Raw genomic sequence first — 15,358 nt, forward strand, 5'->3', positions numbered from 1 at the left:
GCGTACGCTGGCGCGATCGGTCAGATGCGGTGCGCGGTCCAGGTGCCCGAACACATCGCGCCGCGCCAGGTGCCCGATCCGAATGTCGCGGTGAGGTGACCGGAGCCGACGGCCCGTTTCATTCCGCTCGCGAGCGTGACGCGGATGTTTCCGGCATCGGCGACACGACCCGATGCCGCCATCTGCGGGTTGGTCGACGCCACCTGGCCATCTCGAATGCCGATCGAGATGGTTGCGCCGTTGCCGCAGCCCGCATTCTGCGAGGCGATCTGGACATCCCAGGAGCCGTCATAGGTCGCGGCCACGGCCGGCGTGGCGACGGAAATTCCCAGAAGCAGGACGATGCGGCCTGCGATTGCAAGTTTGCGAAAGCGTTCCATGACATCCCCCGTTGTTGAACGGAGCCATAGTCATCGAACGCATCGCCCGAAGATGTGATGGGGGTCACGCCGTCGCGATGGAGCCAGGCTGGCGAGCTTTGGGGCGGGCGCCGCGGAGCCGCGCCTCGGTCAAAATCCGCGCCATGGAAGCGCACCGGGCGGTGCAGCGGGACGGGGCCAAGGACCTTGGCGCTGGAGAGGTCCGCGCCGATTAGTTCACCCGGCTCCAGGTCTGGCCGCCGCAGAACATGCCGCCGAAGGCGCAGCCCTGGACGCGCAGGGTATCCGGGGCTTTCAACGCGATCGTCGAATCATAGGTTGAGCCGGTATTGGGATCGAGAATCCGCCCGCTCCATTTGGCGTCCTTGCCGGGCTTCATGTTGATCAGCACCTGTTCGCCGTTCTTGTTCGATTTCGAATCGACCGAATAGCCGCAGAGATTGGCGCCGCATTGCTCGATACGGACCTTGCCTTCCTTCTCTTCCGTCAGCCATACGCCGAGCGGTGAATTTGCCGCCTGAGGAGCCGGCGCTGGGGCAGGGACCGGCACCGCCGGGGGAGCCGTCGCTACCACCGGAGGCGGCGCAGGCCTGGGGACTGGGGCGGGGGCAGGGTCCGGCTGTATCTGCGGGGCGGGGGCGCTGGCCCCCGGCGGTGTTGATGTGATGGTCTCGGATGATGGCGCCGCGGTTGCGGTGGTCGTGGATGGCGCGGGCGAAGCGGCCGCCGGTGCAGGCGTGGGAACTGGAGCCGGCGCCGGGGTCTGTTCGGCCGGCGCGGAGGGAGCGGCGGGGGCCTGCGGATCGATCTTCGCCTGCTCGGGCGACTGCTTGCGCGTACTGTCCTGGTCGCCACGGGCGCGCTTCGATTTCCGCCCGCTATTGTCATAGACGCCCGGAATCGAAACCGTTCCGCGATCCGGATCGATGCGAATGGTGCGCCCGCCATATTCGAAGGTGTACTGCGCCTGCGCGGCGCTGCTCGCCAGCACAAAGGCGGCGACGGCCAAAAGCCCTTTTGCGATTTTCATACTCACCCCCTGAGCAGTCGAAATCCCGGTCCCAAGTTGGGAAGTCCCGCGTTCCGACCCTATGCTTCGGCAGCTTTCGTCAACGTGATCTAGATCACTTTCATCGCTATGAGTCGTGGATAAGCGGCCTTTGGTTCAATCCATCTCCGCCCGGCCAGCCCAATTTAGCACCGCGCAGGATCTATTCAAACCAGGCGGCATAGATCTTCTTGAAACTGCCGTCCTCAAAGGCGATGTGCAGCCATTGGTCGACAAAGGCCTTGAGCGCGGCGTCGCGCTGCAGCCAATACGCTTTCTCGGCGAAGTCGAACGGCTTGTCCGGATGCACCGCGCAGAGCACGCCCGGATGAAGCCGTTGCTGATAGCGCGTCTCCGACGCATCCGTGATCATGACGTCGGCGTTGCCCTTGGCGATCTCGTCGAAGATCGTGACGTTGTCGTTGTAGATTTTGATCTCGGCGTTTTTGACATTGGCGCGGGCGAACCGCTCGTTGGTGCCGCCGGTGTTGGTGATCACGCGGGTGCCTGATTTGTCGATATCGGCGATGCTCTGGAATTTATCCTTGTCGGCGCAGCGCGCGATCGGCGTCTTGCCTTCGCGCATGATGGGGCTAGAGAACATGCCCTTTTTCTGCCGGTCGAGGGTGATCGAGACGCCGCCCATCGCGATGTCGAAATTGTCCGCCTCGAAATCTTTCGTCAGTTGCGGCCAGGCGGTCTGAACATACTCGACCCTGACGCCGAGCGCCTTGCCAAGCGCCTCCGCCATATCGACGTCGAAGCCGCGGAATTTCTTCGTCTCCTTGTCGATATAGGTGAAGGGCAGATAGTCGCCGGTCATGCCGACGCGCAAGCTTCCGCGCTTCATGATCTCGTCGAGGCGGGAAGGCTGCTGGGCCTGCGTTGGGCTTACGGCAAGAAAAAATAGGGCGGCGAGGCAGGATAGAACGCGAATCATCAAAGCTTTCTCCGGAAGCCAGATCGATCCGACGCAAAAAGCCCGGACCACGATGCCGCGCAACATATCGCGTTGCCCTGTATCAACAAGACAAATGCTTAAGAGCAATGGTTTGTTGCAAAGTGGAAGGATAGGATCGGCCGATCAAATCGGCGGCTTCGGACTTTGCGGCCCGCGCGGACAGGACCCAACAATGTCGATCTCGATGTACAATGCATCAGTCGCCGTCTTCACGCAATTTCTCGGCAGTCTGTCGCATCTTCTCGACCGCGCGGGGGCTCACGCCGAGGCGCGCAAGATTGATCCCTCAATTCTGCTCAATGCGCGGCTCTATCCCAACATGTACAACCTCACGCGCCAGGTGGGCGAGGCCATCAGGCACGCGGTGCTCTCCACAAGCCTGCTGGTCGGCGTCGACCCGCCAGTCTTTCCGGATGGCGAGCCGGATATTGCCGAACTCAAGGCGCGTATCGCGACGGCGATCGATTTTGTCCGGAGCTTTTCGCCCGCCGAGATCAATGGCGCCGCCAACAAGGAAGTGGTCTTCACGTTTCGCAACGGTTCAACGAGACGTTTTACCGGCCAATCGTTGCTGCTGACGTTCAGCGTGCCGCAGTTCTTTTTCCACGTGACCACGGCCTACGATATCCTGCGCCATTGCGGCGTCGATCTCGTCAAGAAGGATTTTCTGGGAACGCCGAGCGAGTTGCTCGAGAGTTGAGCGCTAGATTTCGCCGCTGTCCTTGCGGACGATATGTGCCGCCGCGGCGCGGCCGGACATCTCGCTTTTGAGCTCTTCGAAGCGCCGCCGCGCCTCGCTCTCGCGATCGTCCACGAACCACACCGCCGCATCCCTCGACATCGGTCCGCTGACGACAGGCGTTGAATTCTCGCCGATCGTCTCGTCGACGTAATATTCGCTGCCCTCGCGGCGGACCGTCCACTTCAAACGGATCGCGGCCATCGGGCCGGGGCCGCTCTTCGAGTAACCGTCGGCCTCGGTCAGGGTTGGGGCGAGGGGCTTTTCGTCGACCTGAGGCTTTTCCTCAATCGGCGGCTTTTCCGGCGCGCGAACGGATTCGCCTTGATCGAGAATGCTGGCGATGGTCGCGAGCGCGTCGTCGGTCGGATCGCTTTGAGTCAAATGTTCAGCCTCCGGATGTCCCACAGTCGGCAGCAAAACGATTCTGCCATTCCGGTATCCCTACCTTGTCCCCGAATAAGGCTGAGTTTTGTCGGTTTAGCTGCAAACTGGCGGCAATTTGTGCTTCCAGGGCCGCGCCTGCTCGAGCTGCGCCGCCAGCCGAAACAACCCCGCCTCGTCCCCGAAGCGTCCCGCGAACATCATACCGAGGGGCAGGCCGGCCGAGTTCCATGCCAGCGGTACCGACATCGAGGGCTGACCGGACATGTTGAACATCGAGGTTGCCGGGATATACCGCCGCAGGATCGGCGCGATATGGGACAGGTCCCGCGACATCGGGTTGAGCTCTCCGATCCGCAGCGGCGGCAAGCACAGCGTCGGACACAGGAACACGTCGCAGGTCTCGAAGAACGCCGCCAGCCCGCGCGAAATCTGGAATGCACCGAGCTGCGCCGCCACGTAGTCCGCCGCGGTTGCTTTTTGCCCGTTATGGGCGGTTGCCAGCGTCAATACTTCAAAATCCTGATCCGTCATCGCGCGGCCCAAGCGCTGCTCGGCAAGGCGCACATTGAGCGCGGTGTTGGCGCCGACGATGGTTGACATCACCGCAGCCGGATCGGCGGCCAACGCCGGCGCGCGCTCCTCGACTTCATGGCCGAGCCCGGCCAGCATGGAGGCGACGTCCCGTGTCGCTGCCGCAATTTCGGGATCGATGGCGTCGCCATAGGGCGATTTGTCGGTGAAGGCGATGCGAAGCCGTCCGGGATCGCGGCCGACTTCTTCCGCAAATGGTCGCTCCGGCGACGGCGCGTAGTAGAGGCTCGACGATTCCGGTCCGTGGATCGCGTCCAGCATCGCCGCGCTGTCGCGCACGCTGATGCTCACGACATGGCCGCAGGAAAACCCGCCCCAGCCTTCGCCGCGGTCCGGCCCGACTGGGTTGCGCGCCCGTGTCGGCTTTAGTCCGAACACGCCGGATGCGGAGGCCGGAATGCGGATCGAGCCGCCGCCATCGCTCGCATGCGCGACGGGGAGGATGCGCGCGGCAACGGCGGCGGCGGCGCCGCCGGACGAGCCGCCGGAGGAATGCGCGAGATTCCAGGGATTGCGGGTTGGGCCGAACAGGCGCGGCTCGGTGGTCGGCATTAGGCCAAATTCCGGACTGGAGCTTTTGCCGAAGATCGTCACGCCGGCATCAAGAAAGCGCTGCGCGAGGGTGCCGGTATGATCGGCGACATTGTCCTTGTAGAGGCTGGCGCCCGACGTCGTCCGCGTGCCCTCGAGGAGCTCCAGGTCCTTCAAGAGAAATGGCACGCCGGTGAAGGGGCCACCCGGAAGCTCTCGCGCGATTTGCCGCTTTGCATAATCGTAATGCTTCACGACGACGGCGTTGATCTGCGGATCGACCTTGGCGGTGCGGGCGATCGCCTCGTCGAGCAATTCGCTCGCGCTGACGTGTTTCTTGCGGACAAGGTCAGCGAGGCCCACCGCGTCATAATTACCGTATTCGCGAAAGGCCATTTGCATTACCCGCGGTCATGAAACAACGAAGCCGGCGAAGCGACCGGGGTCAGCCGAGCACGTCTGGATTGATGACGTTCTGGCGGATCGGTTCGCCATCGAGCGCGCTCAGGATATTTCGCGCGGTCTGCTCGCTCATGCGATCGACAGCTTCCCGTGTGACGCCGGCGACATGCGGGGCCATGATCACGTTCGGCAATTCGAACAGCGAATGGCCCATCGGCGGCGGCTCCTGCTCGAACACGTCGAGACCGGCGCCGGCGAGTTCTCCCGATACCAGCGCGGCAAACAGCGCCCGCTCGTCGACGATGCCGCCGCGCGCGGTGTTGATGAGGTAGGCGGTGGGCTTCATCCGTGCCAGACGCGCCGCGTTGAACATCCCGATGGTCTCGGGCGTTTTCGGGCAATGGATGCTGACAAACTCGGCGCGCGGCAGCGCCGCGTCGAGATCGGCGACGGGCTCGCAACCCGCCGCCTTGATCTCACCGGCGGCCTTGTAGGGATCGTAGACCAGGACGTTCATTTCCATGGCAAGGCAGCGTTTCGCGGTGCGGGTGCCGATGCGGCCAAAGCCTACGATCAGCACGGTCTTGCCGAAGAGATCATAGGGCAGCATGCCGAGCCGATGGCCCCATTTGCCGTCTTTGACGATGGAATGCATTTCCACAGCGCGTTTTGCCAGCGTCAGCATCATGAACAGCGCTTGTTCGGCGACCGAGGGCGAGTTGGCGGTGCCGGCCACCATCAGCGGGATCTTGCGGCGAGACAGCGCCGGGACATCGACGGCGTCATAGCCGACGCCGATCCGGGTCACCACCTTCATGTCCTTGGAAGCCTCGAGCTCCGGCTCGCCGAATTTTGTCGCGCCGAGCGCCACGCCATGGACCGGTGCCTGCGCCTTCAGCATGGCCTCGAAATCGGGCGCGGAGATCATGTTGGGGAATTCGACGAGCTCGATGTCCTCCCGTTCCTTCAATAGTGCCCGCCCTGGCTGCGACATCGATTCAGTGACGAAAATTTTCTTCTTGTTGGTCGCCATTCCCGTTTCCCTGCCAGCCCCCGAGGGCTCTTGTTTGTTGTGCTGCCGTCAAAGGACGACGCCGGTAACCTCATTTAGCAGGTGCATATTGTTGAGGTCCACTGCCAATCGCAGCGGCCCGCCGTCGCGTGCGCCGGCGTTGGGGTTGACGCGTCCGCAGATCTGCGCGCCTTCCATGGTAAAGTAAATCAACGTCTCCATACCCATCGGCTCGGTGACATCCAGGACCGCGTCGAAGGGCTCTACCCCGGGCTCCAGATGCGAGTTCGCCTCGGTGATGTGCTCCGGCCTGATGCCGAGCAGCAATTTCTCGTTCCGCGCGACGCTTTGATAGCGCACCGCGCGGTTCAGCGGCAGCGGGAAGGCGATGCGGTCGGTCAGGCGGATGTGCAGCTTGCCTGCGACCTCCTCGAGCCGGCAGGGTACGAAATTCATTGCCGGCGAGCCGATGAAGCCGGCGACAAAACGCGTCGCCGGATGGTGATAGAGGTCGTTCGGCGTTCCGATCTGCTCGATCCGGCCGTGGTTCATGACCACGACCCGGTCGGCGAGCGTCATCGCCTCGACCTGATCGTGGGTGACATAGACGGTCGTGGTGCGGACCTTCTGGTGCACTTTCTTGATTTCGATCCGCATCTGTACGCGCAGCTTGGCGTCGAGATTGGACAAGGGTTCGTCGAACAAGAACACCTTGGGATTACGAACGATGGCGCGGCCCATCGCGACGCGCTGGCGCTGACCGCCGGACAACTGCTTCGGCTTGCGGTCGATCAGGTCGGTGATGTCGAGCATGCGGGCGGCTTCGGTGACCCGGCTCTTGATCTCGGCCTTTGGATAGTGTTTCAGGCGCAATCCGAACGACATGTTTTCCGCAACCGTCATGTGCGGGTAAAGCGCGTAATTCTGAAACACCATCGCGATGTCGCGGTCCTTTGGCGGCACGTCGTTGACGACGTCGCCGCCGATCATGATGTCGCCGTCGGTGATGTCTTCCAGCCCCGCGATCATCCGCAGCGTGGTGGACTTTCCGCAGCCGGATGGTCCGACCAGCACGACGAACTCATGGTCGGCGATGTCGAGGTCGATGCCGCGCACCGCCTCGACCTCGTCATAACGCTTGATCACCTTACGCAACGTCACGTCAGCCATGAGTTCAACCCTTTGTCGCGCCGGCGGTCAGGCCGGCAATGTAGTAGTCCATCAGGAACGCGTAGATGATCAGCGGCGGCGCGGCGCCGAGCAGCGCCCCGGTCATGATCTGCCCCCAGTTGAAGACGTCACCCTTGATCAAGGTGGTGATGATACCGACCGGCAGCACCAACTGGTCGGTCGAGGTCGTGAACACCAGGGGATAGAGGAATTGCGCCCAGGACACCGTGAAGGCGAAGATGGTCGCGGCGATCAGGCCGGGTAGCGCCACCGGAATGAAGATGCGCGTCAGGGTCTGGAACCATGACGCGCCGTCGATGATGGCGGCCTCATCCAGTTCCTTCGGGATCGAGGCGAAGTAGCCGATCATGATCCAGGTGCAGAACGGCACGGTCAGCGTCGGATAGATGATCAGCAGCACGTACCATCGGTTGATCAGCTGGATGCCGGTCCAGTCGCCGAACACCGCGAACATCTTGAACAGAGGCAAGAACAGCAGCGTGTCCGGGATGAGATAGGTCAGAAACACCCCGGTCGCGAGCGTCGCCGAACCCCAGAACCGCATGCGGGACAGTGCGAACGCGGCGGGCACGCTGATCAGCATGGTGATCGTCACCACGAAGATTGAGACAAACGCGGAGTTCCGAAAGAACGTCAGGAACTGGTTCGACGTCAGCAGTTCGACGTAGTTCGACAGCGTCGGATGAAACACCCACCAGGGATTAGTCGCGGCCGAGATCTCCGCGCTGCTCTTGAGCGAGGTGATCAGCATGTAAAGCGGTGGCACCAGCGAGAAGAACGCAAACAGGGTGAGGAAGAAGTATGACCACCGGAGCGCCCAGGTACGATCGCGGCTCATGCTGCCATATTTGACCCTGCGGGTCGGCGCGGCCTTGTCGATCAACACGGTGCTTGTCATCAGGCTTCATTTCCCCGTTTATTGATATCGCGCAGGATGAAGATCGCCGCGATCGCGAGGATCGGAAACATGAACAGCGAGACGCTGGCGCCGAGCGGGATGTCGCCGCCCTCGATACCAACGCGGAACGCCCAGGTCGCGAAGATATGCGTGTGGTCCAGCGGACCGCCAGTGGTCAGGATGCGGACGATATCGAAATTGGCGAAGGTCACGATCAGCGAAAACAGCGTCGTGATCGCGATGATGTTGCGCATCATCGGCAGCGTGACGTACCAAATGCGCTGCCACCAGTTGGCGCCGTCGATGGCCGCGGCCTCATAAAGCTGCTCGGGCACCGATTTCAGCGACGCCAGATACAGAATCATGAAGAAGGGCGCGCCAAACCAGATATTGACCAGAATGACGGTAAAACGGGCCCAGTTGGGTTCGCCGGTCCAAGCGATCGGTCCGATGCCGAAAAACGAAAGGGTGTAGTTGAAGGCGCTGTAGGAGGGATCGAACAGCCATAGCCAGGCCAGCGTGCTCATCGCGGGGGGAATCACCCACGGCACCAACAGCATTCCGCGCCACTTGCGTTGGCCCTTCGCGGGAATGTTGTGTACGAGGTGTGCGACGACGAAGCCGATCAGCGCTTTGAACACCACGGCCGTGATCGCAAAGATACAGGATTGCTCAACGACCAGCCAAAATGTCTCGCGCTTGAACAGGAACTGAAAGTTTCCGAGGCCGACAAAACGCTGCATCGACTTGTTTAGGGTTGCGAGATGCAGCGAGTAGAAGGCGGGATAAATCACCAGCAGCGCGATCAACAGGATCAGAGGCAATGTCATCAGGAAAGCGGTCATCGACTTTCGCTTGAGCGCCGTACGTAAGCTGCCCCGCTTGCGCCTGGCACGACCATCGACAGCGCTGTCGGCTCTAATCGCGACATCAACCATGGTGCATCTTCCTCGCCCGTTTTATTGCAGTGAGCCAGCGTCCGGATGTTTCCGGACATATCAACCTGAGGCCGGCGATCATGGCCCGCCGCTCGCCTTGTTGACATAGATGATCATTGCGACTGCGCGCCGCAGCGGCCACGCGACCGCTGCGGCGAATTCCTTCGCCTCAACTGCGCATGTAGCCTTCGCACTCGCCTTCCGCCCAGGCCAGCGTCTTCTCCATCGCTTCGCCCTGATAGTACCTCACGCACATTTTTGTCAGGATGGCTTGCGTATAGATCTGCTGGGCGATCTTGGGCGGCGCCGGTGACGCGGCAATCGACAGGATTTGATGGTTGTACGGATTTGGGTAGTGGTAGAGCGTCCCCTTTGGCGGGCCTTCTTCGGCCCATGTCTTCAGGGTGGTCAATTTCTCGAACGCCGGCAAGTCGTAGCCGCCGCTGGCTGCAACAAGCTTCTCAACCGAAGCCGGCTGCGACAGGTGGACCAGCAAGCTCTTCGCGGCCTCCTTGTTCTTGGAAAAATTCCATGTGGTCCAGAAGAAGGGAAGGAATGGGGCAAAGCGGCCCTTCGGACCCAGCGGGAAGCCGTGTGTCCAGCATTGCTCGGCGACATCGGGCGCGTCGCGTTTGGCAACCGCCCATGCGCTCGGCGGATTCATGATCAATGCGCCCTTGCCTGACACCAGCCATTTGTTGTTGGAGGCGTCGTCCCATGCCGGTGCATCGGGCGGCAGGAATGCCATCAGTTTCTTGTAAAACTCAAGTGCCTGGCGGACGGCGTCGGTCTTAACAGTGATGTTGGAATTGGCGTCGACGAGTTGCGCGCCGAAGGCGAGGAAGAATGCGCCGGCGGTGTCGACGGAATCGCTGGTTGTACCGAGTCCAATCCCGAACGCAAAGCCGCCCTTCTGGCAGGCTTCGGCCGCCTTGAGGAACGTATCCGTCGTCCAGTTGTCCGCTTTGGGCGGTGCGCCGGCGGGATACATCGCCTGGACGTCAATATTGGCGTACTTCTTCATCAGGTCGATGCGGGAGCAGGGCCCTTTGATCTGGCTGCCGATAGTGGCGGGAACGCCGAGCCATTTGTCGCCGGCCTTGCCCAGGTACTGCACCGTGCCATTGACGGCGCCGTTCTGCTTGATCAGCGGCTCCATGATGTCGTTGACGGGCTCGAGCAGATCAGCCTGTGCGTGGGGCCACCAGGTCGGCATCGCCAGGATGTCATGGCCGGTTTTTCCCTGAGCCTCGGTGGCGATGGTCAACAGAGTCTTGTTGCCCTGGCTCGTGATGTAGTCGATCGAAACCTCGACCTTTTCCTTGGCGGCCCACTCATTGACGAGCTCGGTAGAGGCACTGTTGGCGCCGGGCACCCAGTGATCCCAGAAGCCCATCGTGAGCTTCCCGGCAGCGTACGCGCCCCGAACATAGGGCGCTGTTATCAGCGCTGCAGACGACATGGCGGTAGCAGCAACGAATTGCCGCCGAGAAAGCTTCTTCCGTGACATGGCGTTCCCTCCCTGGTGAGCCAATCCTGGTAAGCTTGGAAATCCCGTCGTTTTTGCTTCGCCGCCGTCAGGCCGAACTTGGCGTGACGGGGCTGCGCGGTGATTTCGTTGTCGCAATCAGAGCAGAATTGCCGGCGTCTGTCGAGAAATCCGGCGCCGTGCGGTTCTAGTACTAACGTTGCGGGCAAATTTGCCGCAGCTGGAATCCTTGCCGCTTCGTGCATGCCGTCGCCGAGGCGCGATGAAAACGGTTGTTGCGCTGCACATACGATCGCGGGCCGGGATGCGCAATTGCGCCGCAGTCCGGTTTCATCCTGCGTAACCGGCTCTTGCGGCGCAAGTTTCCAGATCGTGGACAAGGCGGCGGGACGGTAGACTTGCAGGTCTCGGAAACGATAATGTCCGGATACGGCAGGTTGCATGCCGCCCTCCAACGAACAGCCAGCCCGAAAATCCACATCGACCATGGAGATTAAAGAATGATCAGTTCGACACCGACGGCGCGTGCGCGGTTGAGATTGCGCGTCGTGCTTGGGGCCGTTGTCGTCCTGCTTCTCAACGCGCCTTCGGCCGCGGACGCGCAAGGGCTGGTCAAAGGCGTTCAAGAAGGAGCCAAGGAGGGCAACAAGGCGGCCGGACCGGTCGGCGCCGTGCTCGGCGGAGCGATTGGCGGTGTGGCCGGTGTTTTTACCGGCGTGCTTGGTGTCGGCAAGAACGAGCCGGCGCCGGCGGCGGGCCCAAAGCAGCCTGGTTCCGCAAAGAATGCCAAGGGAGCCAAGGGTGCGAAGGAAACCAAGCAGGCCGTGCTGACCCAGGAGGGCGAGCCGCAACTGACGGCCGAACAAATCGTCGCCAGCAGCGATGCCAACATCGAACGGATCAAGGCCGAATTGAAACTCACGCCCGAGCAGGAGAAGAACTGGGCCGGGTTCTCAAGCGCGATGCATTACCTCGGCCATAACGGGGCCGACCGTCTCAACTTGCGTATTGCCCGCGCCAAGCGCGACCCGCCCGACGATATTATCGAGCAGATGCGCAACGAAGCCCAGTTTCTCAATGATCGCGCGGTGGATCAGCGCAGTGTCGCCGACGCCGCCGAGCCGCTATTTGCAAGCCTCGACGACAAGCAAAAAGCGCTCTTCATCGAGGAAATGGTGCGCTTAAGTCATGAGCGCGGCCTCGATTAAAGCGTTTTCAAGCGAAGAGAACGCGCCAAATCAAAAATCTAGAGCCCCGTTTCGATTCCATCGAAACCGGGCTCTAGGCCGCAACTCCGGCGGGGAACGCATCGGCCCGGCGCGGGCGAATAGCCGGGCACTCATGCCCCTGGGGTAGGGTTTGAAGGGCGCGGCACCCGGCTATCCTGCCGCAGCGGCGCGGCCCTTCAACTCGTCACGCAAAATTGGAGAAAAGCTGACGGTTCCACGCCAGGGTGATGGCCGAGTCGGGGCGTTGTCGGGAACAACGTGTGGAACGTTGTTAGATCGCCTTGGCCGGGTGACGTCTCACGCCTTCGGAAAATTCAGCTCCACGCCGACGCCGTCGGGATCGTACAGGAAGAATTGCGTGTCGCCGGTGCGCGGCACGATGCTCTCGCGGAATTTTACGTTCTTGGCTTGCAGGCGCTTGCGCACGCCCTCGACATCGGTCGCGGCAAAGGCGATGTGGTCGAGCCGGCCGGTGTCCTCATATTTCTTCTCGGTGCCGCGCACCACGATGCCTTCGCGCGGCTTGCGGGTACCCATCAGATGCACCGTCGCGGTGCCGCCGGAATAGAGCCAGTAGCCGGGAAAATCGAGCGGCGGACGGTCGCCGTTTTCCAGTCCCAGCAGCTCGCAATAGAACTCCTTGGTGCGCTCCAGATCCTGCGGTTCGATGGTGTAATGTTGCAGTCCGCCGAGTGGCATAGAGTCTTCTCCTTGAGAGGAACGTTAAATCGGTATCGGGATGTGCGATCGCTTATGCCTGCCGAACTGAGGCCGTAGCTGCCGGCAGATCAGGCGCAAGGGTCAACTCCCGATCGATCTCTTCGATCGACTTGCCCCGGGTCTCGATGCCGAGGAAATAATATACCGCGCCCGCCATCAAAAACCAGCAGCCGAGATAGACGAAGGCCAGCGGAATCTGTGGCAACGGCACGTCCGGCTTTAGGTAGTTGCCGGAGCCCACGATCAAGGCGAGGCCGACCGGCCCGATGATCTTGCCGATGCCGCCAAAACCGTAGGCCGAGCCCATGCCCGAGGTCCGCAAATGCGAGGGCCAGACTTCCGCCGCATAGGGGCCGACGATCGCAAACCCGCCATCGGCAAAGAAGAAGGCAACCGCGAGCAGCAGCCAGAACGCCGACACGCCCATGAACATGACATCGTAATTGTAGCCCGCCACGATGGTCATCAGCCCGGCGCCGAAGCCGAGCAGGCCGCCGGCGTTGCGCCGACCCATCAGTTCGGAGAAGAACGCGAATGACAGCCGGCCGATGAAGCCGAACACCGAGAGCAGGATCATCATCTTGGCGGCCTCCTGCGGGGTGACCTTCAACAGCACGACGAACAACGAGGGCGCCCATAGCGTGATGCCGTAGACGCCGGTCTGCGCGCCGGCATTGCCGAGCCATGAGACGACCAGGCTGCGCGGATATTTGAAAAGGTCGAGCCAGTTGCTCTTGATGATCGGCCCGGCGTCGGCGGCCGTCGGCAGCGGCAACGCGGATGGCTCCATCTGCAGCGCCCAGGCGAGCGATTTGCGCGCTTCCTCATAGCGCCCCTGGCGGCAGAGCCAACGCGGCGATTCCGGCACCCAGAGCCGGACCAGGAGGACGAGGAGGGCGGGCAGCACGCCGATAGCGAACAACAGCCGCCAGTCGCCGCTGCCGACCAGGGCGCCCATCACCGCACCGAGCCCGACACCGAGCGGGATTACGCAGGTCACGAGGCCGCCGACCCAGCCACGCTTGGAGGAGGGCATGAACTCCTGCACCAGGGGCAAGTCCACGCAATAAAGCCCCCCGACGCCAACGCCGACGAAGAAGCGCAGGATCGACAGGTAGATCCAGCCATTGTCGGGGGTGAAATACAAAAGGCCGGTGGCGATCGAGAAATTCAGCACGGTGCCGATAAAGACCTTGCGGCGGCCGATGCGGTCGGCGAGCCAGCCCCAGGCATAGGCGCCGATAATGGCGCCAATGCCCGAACTCATCAGCACGGTCGCCGACTGGCCGAAGGTGAGCTTCCAGGGCCCGATCAGGAAGGCAAGAACAAAACCGATCAGGAAATAGTCAAAGAATTCCAGCGCGTCGCCGATGATGGCGGCGGCGAGGATTTTGATCTGGTTTCCGGTCAGACTCGTGCGTCGATCGAGTATCTCGAACATGGCGTTTTTTCCCCCTTGGCGCATGTTCGTTTCTGAGCGGGCGCCGCGCCTGCGTCCCGCCGATCGTTCGAATGCTACGCTTTCGACGCGGCGAACGGAAGCCCGGGCGCGCAAGGTCAATTTCTTTAAGGTTTTTGGCTAAGCTTGCGTCCCGCTCGTTCCCGTCGAGACCGAAGCCTATGGAAGAAAAGCGAAAGCATCCGCGGACCGAAATCGAGGAAGCGGCCTACGTTTCGTCGGGCGGAATGGTCATGAGCTGCATCGTCCGGAATATCTCGCCGGAGGGCGCCGCCATCGACGTCGAGAACCCGGCCTTCGTACCCCCGCGCTTTCGCCTCGTGGTGGCGAAGGACTCCTCGGTTTTCGAATGCCGAACCGTCTGGATTCAGCGAAACCGCATCGGCGTGGCTTTCGCTGCGGTGCCGCAAGAAGTGCGGCAGCAGGACAAATGAATTGACATCATTACTTCTTCAACAGCGATCGGATCTTCTTGTCGAGTTCCTCGAACGACATCGCGCCCTTGGAGATTTCGCCGTTGATAAAGAAGGTCGGCGTCGCATCGACTTTCAGTTGCTTTGAGGCGAACTCCTGATCGGCCTTGAGCTTGTCGAGCAGCGCCTGATCCTTCACGCAACCCTCCACCGCCCGCTCGCTCATACCGGCCTGTTGCGCACCGATCTGCTTCAGGGTGGCGGTGGTCTGGTCCATCAGCTGATCCTGCTGCTTGAACAGCTGCTCGACGGCGCCGAAATATTTCTCGGCATCGCCATCGGCGATGCAGCGCGCCAGCATCGAGGCCGCCGCGGCCTTGATCTCGAGCGGGAATTCCCGAAACACGAAGCGCAGCTTGCCGGTGTCGATATATTTCGATTTCAGCATCGGAAACACGTTCTCGCCGAATGCCGCGCAATGCGGGCAGGTCAACGAGGCGTATTCGACAATGGTAACCGGCGCCTTGGCGGGTCCGAGCGCCATGTCCGGGAGCGCTCCCGGCTTGGCCAGAAGGGCCGCCGTCCTGCTTTCCGCCATGGCGTCGGCGACGGGATTGAGTTGCGCGAGGCCGGCGAGAGCGGCAAGTCCGGCCAGCGTCAAAGCGGTGGCGAAGGCGCGGCGGATAACGATCAACGGCTCTGCTCCAAAACCGGCATTGGTCATTCGAAACAACCGCCGTTCGCTAGCTTGAAACGGCAAATCTGGCAATGGCGGTGCGGGATGACGAGCCAGACCCGCACGGCGCGATGAAATGTAGAGCAGTTTCCTGAACGCGCGCCGGCACCCTTGCATCGTTTTCAGGCAAGCCGCGCCGGCTCGGTGCCGGTCAAAATTGTTGCGACGAGTGACACCCAGCAGTTTATCGCGCGACGCCTCCCGGCGTAGAAATCGCAAACGGGAGATTCTTCG

The 15,358-nt window shown here is 61.9% G+C and carries 17 protein-coding genes; 3 read left to right on the forward strand and 14 right to left on the reverse strand.

Features of this window, described 5'->3' with window-relative positions; all coding sequences use genetic code 11:
* Nucleotides 1-20: 20 nt before the first annotated feature.
* The 3 genes from B5526_RS36900 to B5526_RS36915 all read right to left on the reverse strand — a co-directional run bounded on the left by B5526_RS36900 (nucleotide 21) and on the right by B5526_RS36915 (nucleotide 2,368).
* Nucleotides 21-380 carry a hypothetical protein gene (locus tag B5526_RS36900; RefSeq protein WP_079544522.1) on the reverse strand — a complete coding sequence of 120 codons (360 nt, stop codon included), beginning with the start codon at nucleotides 378-380 and terminating at the stop codon, nucleotides 21-23.
* Nucleotides 381-591: 211 nt separating this feature from the next.
* Nucleotides 592-1,410, reverse strand: a complete 819-nt coding sequence (locus B5526_RS36910) for a DUF2147 domain-containing protein (RefSeq protein ID WP_079544524.1) — start codon at nucleotides 1,408-1,410, stop codon at nucleotides 592-594.
* Nucleotides 1,411-1,591: 181 nt separating this feature from the next.
* Nucleotides 1,592-2,368, reverse strand: coding sequence for a transporter substrate-binding domain-containing protein (locus B5526_RS36915; RefSeq protein ID WP_079545984.1), 777 nt, complete (start codon nucleotides 2,366-2,368; stop codon nucleotides 1,592-1,594).
* A gap of 193 nt (nucleotides 2,369-2,561) precedes the next feature.
* Here B5526_RS36915 and B5526_RS36920 point away from each other — a divergent pair, with 193 nt between their 5' ends.
* Entirely contained in the window at nucleotides 2,562-3,089 is a 528-nt protein-coding gene (locus tag B5526_RS36920; protein WP_172842180.1) for a DUF1993 domain-containing protein, read from the forward strand.
* Nucleotides 3,090-3,092: 3 nt separating this feature from the next.
* On the opposite strand, the gene B5526_RS36925 is transcribed toward B5526_RS36920, so the two are convergent.
* The 8 genes from B5526_RS36925 to B5526_RS38265 all read right to left on the reverse strand — a co-directional run bounded on the left by B5526_RS36925 (nucleotide 3,093) and on the right by B5526_RS38265 (nucleotide 11,010).
* On the reverse strand, nucleotides 3,093-3,512 hold the full coding sequence (locus B5526_RS36925) for a hypothetical protein (protein ID WP_079545989.1): 420 nt from the start codon (nucleotides 3,510-3,512) through the stop codon (nucleotides 3,093-3,095).
* A 96-nt stretch (nucleotides 3,513-3,608) separates the two neighbouring features.
* Nucleotides 3,609-5,033 carry an amidase gene (locus tag B5526_RS36930; RefSeq protein WP_079544525.1) on the reverse strand — a complete coding sequence of 475 codons (1,425 nt, stop codon included), beginning with the start codon at nucleotides 5,031-5,033 and terminating at the stop codon, nucleotides 3,609-3,611.
* Nucleotides 5,034-5,082: 49 nt separating this feature from the next.
* Nucleotides 5,083-6,072 carry a hydroxyacid dehydrogenase gene (locus B5526_RS36935; RefSeq protein WP_079544526.1) on the reverse strand — a complete coding sequence of 330 codons (990 nt, stop codon included), beginning with the start codon at nucleotides 6,070-6,072 and terminating at the stop codon, nucleotides 5,083-5,085.
* A gap of 48 nt (nucleotides 6,073-6,120) precedes the next feature.
* Nucleotides 6,121-7,221 (reverse strand): ABC transporter ATP-binding protein, encoded by a 1,101-nt coding sequence (locus B5526_RS36940; protein WP_079544527.1) that lies wholly within the window; start codon nucleotides 7,219-7,221, stop codon nucleotides 6,121-6,123.
* A 4-nt stretch (nucleotides 7,222-7,225) separates the two neighbouring features.
* Nucleotides 7,226-8,140 (reverse strand): carbohydrate ABC transporter permease, encoded by a 915-nt coding sequence (locus B5526_RS36945; protein WP_079544528.1) that lies wholly within the window; start codon nucleotides 8,138-8,140, stop codon nucleotides 7,226-7,228.
* Nucleotides 8,140-9,078, reverse strand: coding sequence for a carbohydrate ABC transporter permease (locus tag B5526_RS36950; protein ID WP_079544529.1), 939 nt, complete (start codon nucleotides 9,076-9,078; stop codon nucleotides 8,140-8,142). The genes B5526_RS36945 and B5526_RS36950 overlap by 1 nt, the downstream gene beginning before the upstream one ends.
* 169 nt (nucleotides 9,079-9,247) lie before the next feature.
* Nucleotides 9,248-10,588 (reverse strand): ABC transporter substrate-binding protein, encoded by a 1,341-nt coding sequence (locus B5526_RS36955; RefSeq protein WP_079544530.1) that lies wholly within the window; start codon nucleotides 10,586-10,588, stop codon nucleotides 9,248-9,250.
* Entirely contained in the window at nucleotides 10,522-11,010 is a 489-nt protein-coding gene (locus B5526_RS38265) for a hypothetical protein (RefSeq protein ID WP_154071637.1), read from the reverse strand. The genes B5526_RS36955 and B5526_RS38265 overlap by 67 nt, the downstream gene beginning before the upstream one ends.
* 57 nt (nucleotides 11,011-11,067) lie before the next feature.
* Between B5526_RS38265 and B5526_RS36960 the strand changes: the two genes are divergently transcribed.
* On the forward strand, nucleotides 11,068-11,775 hold the full coding sequence (locus B5526_RS36960) for a Spy/CpxP family protein refolding chaperone (RefSeq protein ID WP_079544531.1): 708 nt from the start codon (nucleotides 11,068-11,070) through the stop codon (nucleotides 11,773-11,775).
* Between the two features lie 318 nt (nucleotides 11,776-12,093).
* On the opposite strand, the gene B5526_RS36965 is transcribed toward B5526_RS36960, so the two are convergent.
* Nucleotides 12,094-12,495 (reverse strand): VOC family protein, encoded by a 402-nt coding sequence (locus B5526_RS36965; RefSeq protein WP_079544532.1) that lies wholly within the window; start codon nucleotides 12,493-12,495, stop codon nucleotides 12,094-12,096.
* Between the two features lie 52 nt (nucleotides 12,496-12,547).
* Complete coding sequence (locus B5526_RS36970; RefSeq protein ID WP_079544533.1) at nucleotides 12,548-13,957, reverse strand: MFS transporter; 1,410 nt, start codon at nucleotides 13,955-13,957, stop codon at nucleotides 12,548-12,550.
* 179 nt (nucleotides 13,958-14,136) lie between these two features.
* Between B5526_RS36970 and B5526_RS36975 the strand changes: the two genes are divergently transcribed.
* Nucleotides 14,137-14,409 (forward strand): PilZ domain-containing protein, encoded by a 273-nt coding sequence (locus B5526_RS36975; protein WP_079544534.1) that lies wholly within the window; start codon nucleotides 14,137-14,139, stop codon nucleotides 14,407-14,409.
* 10 nt (nucleotides 14,410-14,419) lie between these two features.
* On the opposite strand, the gene B5526_RS36980 is transcribed toward B5526_RS36975, so the two are convergent.
* The gene (locus B5526_RS36980) at nucleotides 14,420-15,082 is read right to left on the reverse strand and encodes a DsbA family protein (protein WP_079545991.1); all 663 of its coding nucleotides are present in this window, start codon (nucleotides 15,080-15,082) and stop codon (nucleotides 14,420-14,422) included.
* Nucleotides 15,083-15,358: the final 276 nt, after the last annotated feature.

It is taken from the genome of Bradyrhizobium lablabi, from assembly GCF_900141755.1.
Lineage (GTDB): Bacteria > Pseudomonadota > Alphaproteobacteria > Rhizobiales > Xanthobacteraceae > Bradyrhizobium > Bradyrhizobium lablabi_A.

Bases quoted from the DNA above. Each gene is read 5' to 3' on its own strand.
- B5526_RS36900 (WP_079544522.1), bottom strand. From the start codon at position 380: ATGGAACGCTTTCGCAAACTTGCAATCGCAGGCCGCATCGTCCTGCTT.
- B5526_RS36910 (WP_079544524.1), bottom strand. From the start codon at position 1,410: ATGAAAATCGCAAAAGGGCTTTTGGCCGTCGCCGCCTTTGTGCTGGCG.
- B5526_RS36915 (WP_079545984.1), bottom strand. From the start codon at position 2,368: ATGATTCGCGTTCTATCCTGCCTCGCCGCCCTATTTTTTCTTGCCGTA.
- B5526_RS36920 (WP_172842180.1), top strand. From the start codon at position 2,562: ATGTCGATCTCGATGTACAATGCATCAGTCGCCGTCTTCACGCAATTT.
- B5526_RS36930 (WP_079544525.1), bottom strand. From the start codon at position 5,033: ATGGCCTTTCGCGAATACGGTAATTATGACGCGGTGGGCCTCGCTGAC.
- B5526_RS36935 (WP_079544526.1), bottom strand. From the start codon at position 6,072: ATGGCGACCAACAAGAAGAAAATTTTCGTCACTGAATCGATGTCGCAG.
- B5526_RS36940 (WP_079544527.1), bottom strand. From the start codon at position 7,221: ATGGCTGACGTGACGTTGCGTAAGGTGATCAAGCGTTATGACGAGGTC.
- B5526_RS36945 (WP_079544528.1), bottom strand. From the start codon at position 8,140: ATGACAAGCACCGTGTTGATCGACAAGGCCGCGCCGACCCGCAGGGTC.
- B5526_RS36950 (WP_079544529.1), bottom strand. From the start codon at position 9,078: ATGGTTGATGTCGCGATTAGAGCCGACAGCGCTGTCGATGGTCGTGCC.
- B5526_RS36955 (WP_079544530.1), bottom strand. From the start codon at position 10,588: ATGTCACGGAAGAAGCTTTCTCGGCGGCAATTCGTTGCTGCTACCGCC.
- B5526_RS38265 (WP_154071637.1), bottom strand. From the start codon at position 11,010: ATGCAACCTGCCGTATCCGGACATTATCGTTTCCGAGACCTGCAAGTC.
- B5526_RS36960 (WP_079544531.1), top strand. From the start codon at position 11,068: ATGATCAGTTCGACACCGACGGCGCGTGCGCGGTTGAGATTGCGCGTC.
- B5526_RS36965 (WP_079544532.1), bottom strand. From the start codon at position 12,495: ATGCCACTCGGCGGACTGCAACATTACACCATCGAACCGCAGGATCTG.
- B5526_RS36970 (WP_079544533.1), bottom strand. From the start codon at position 13,957: ATGTTCGAGATACTCGATCGACGCACGAGTCTGACCGGAAACCAGATC.
- B5526_RS36975 (WP_079544534.1), top strand. From the start codon at position 14,137: ATGGAAGAAAAGCGAAAGCATCCGCGGACCGAAATCGAGGAAGCGGCC.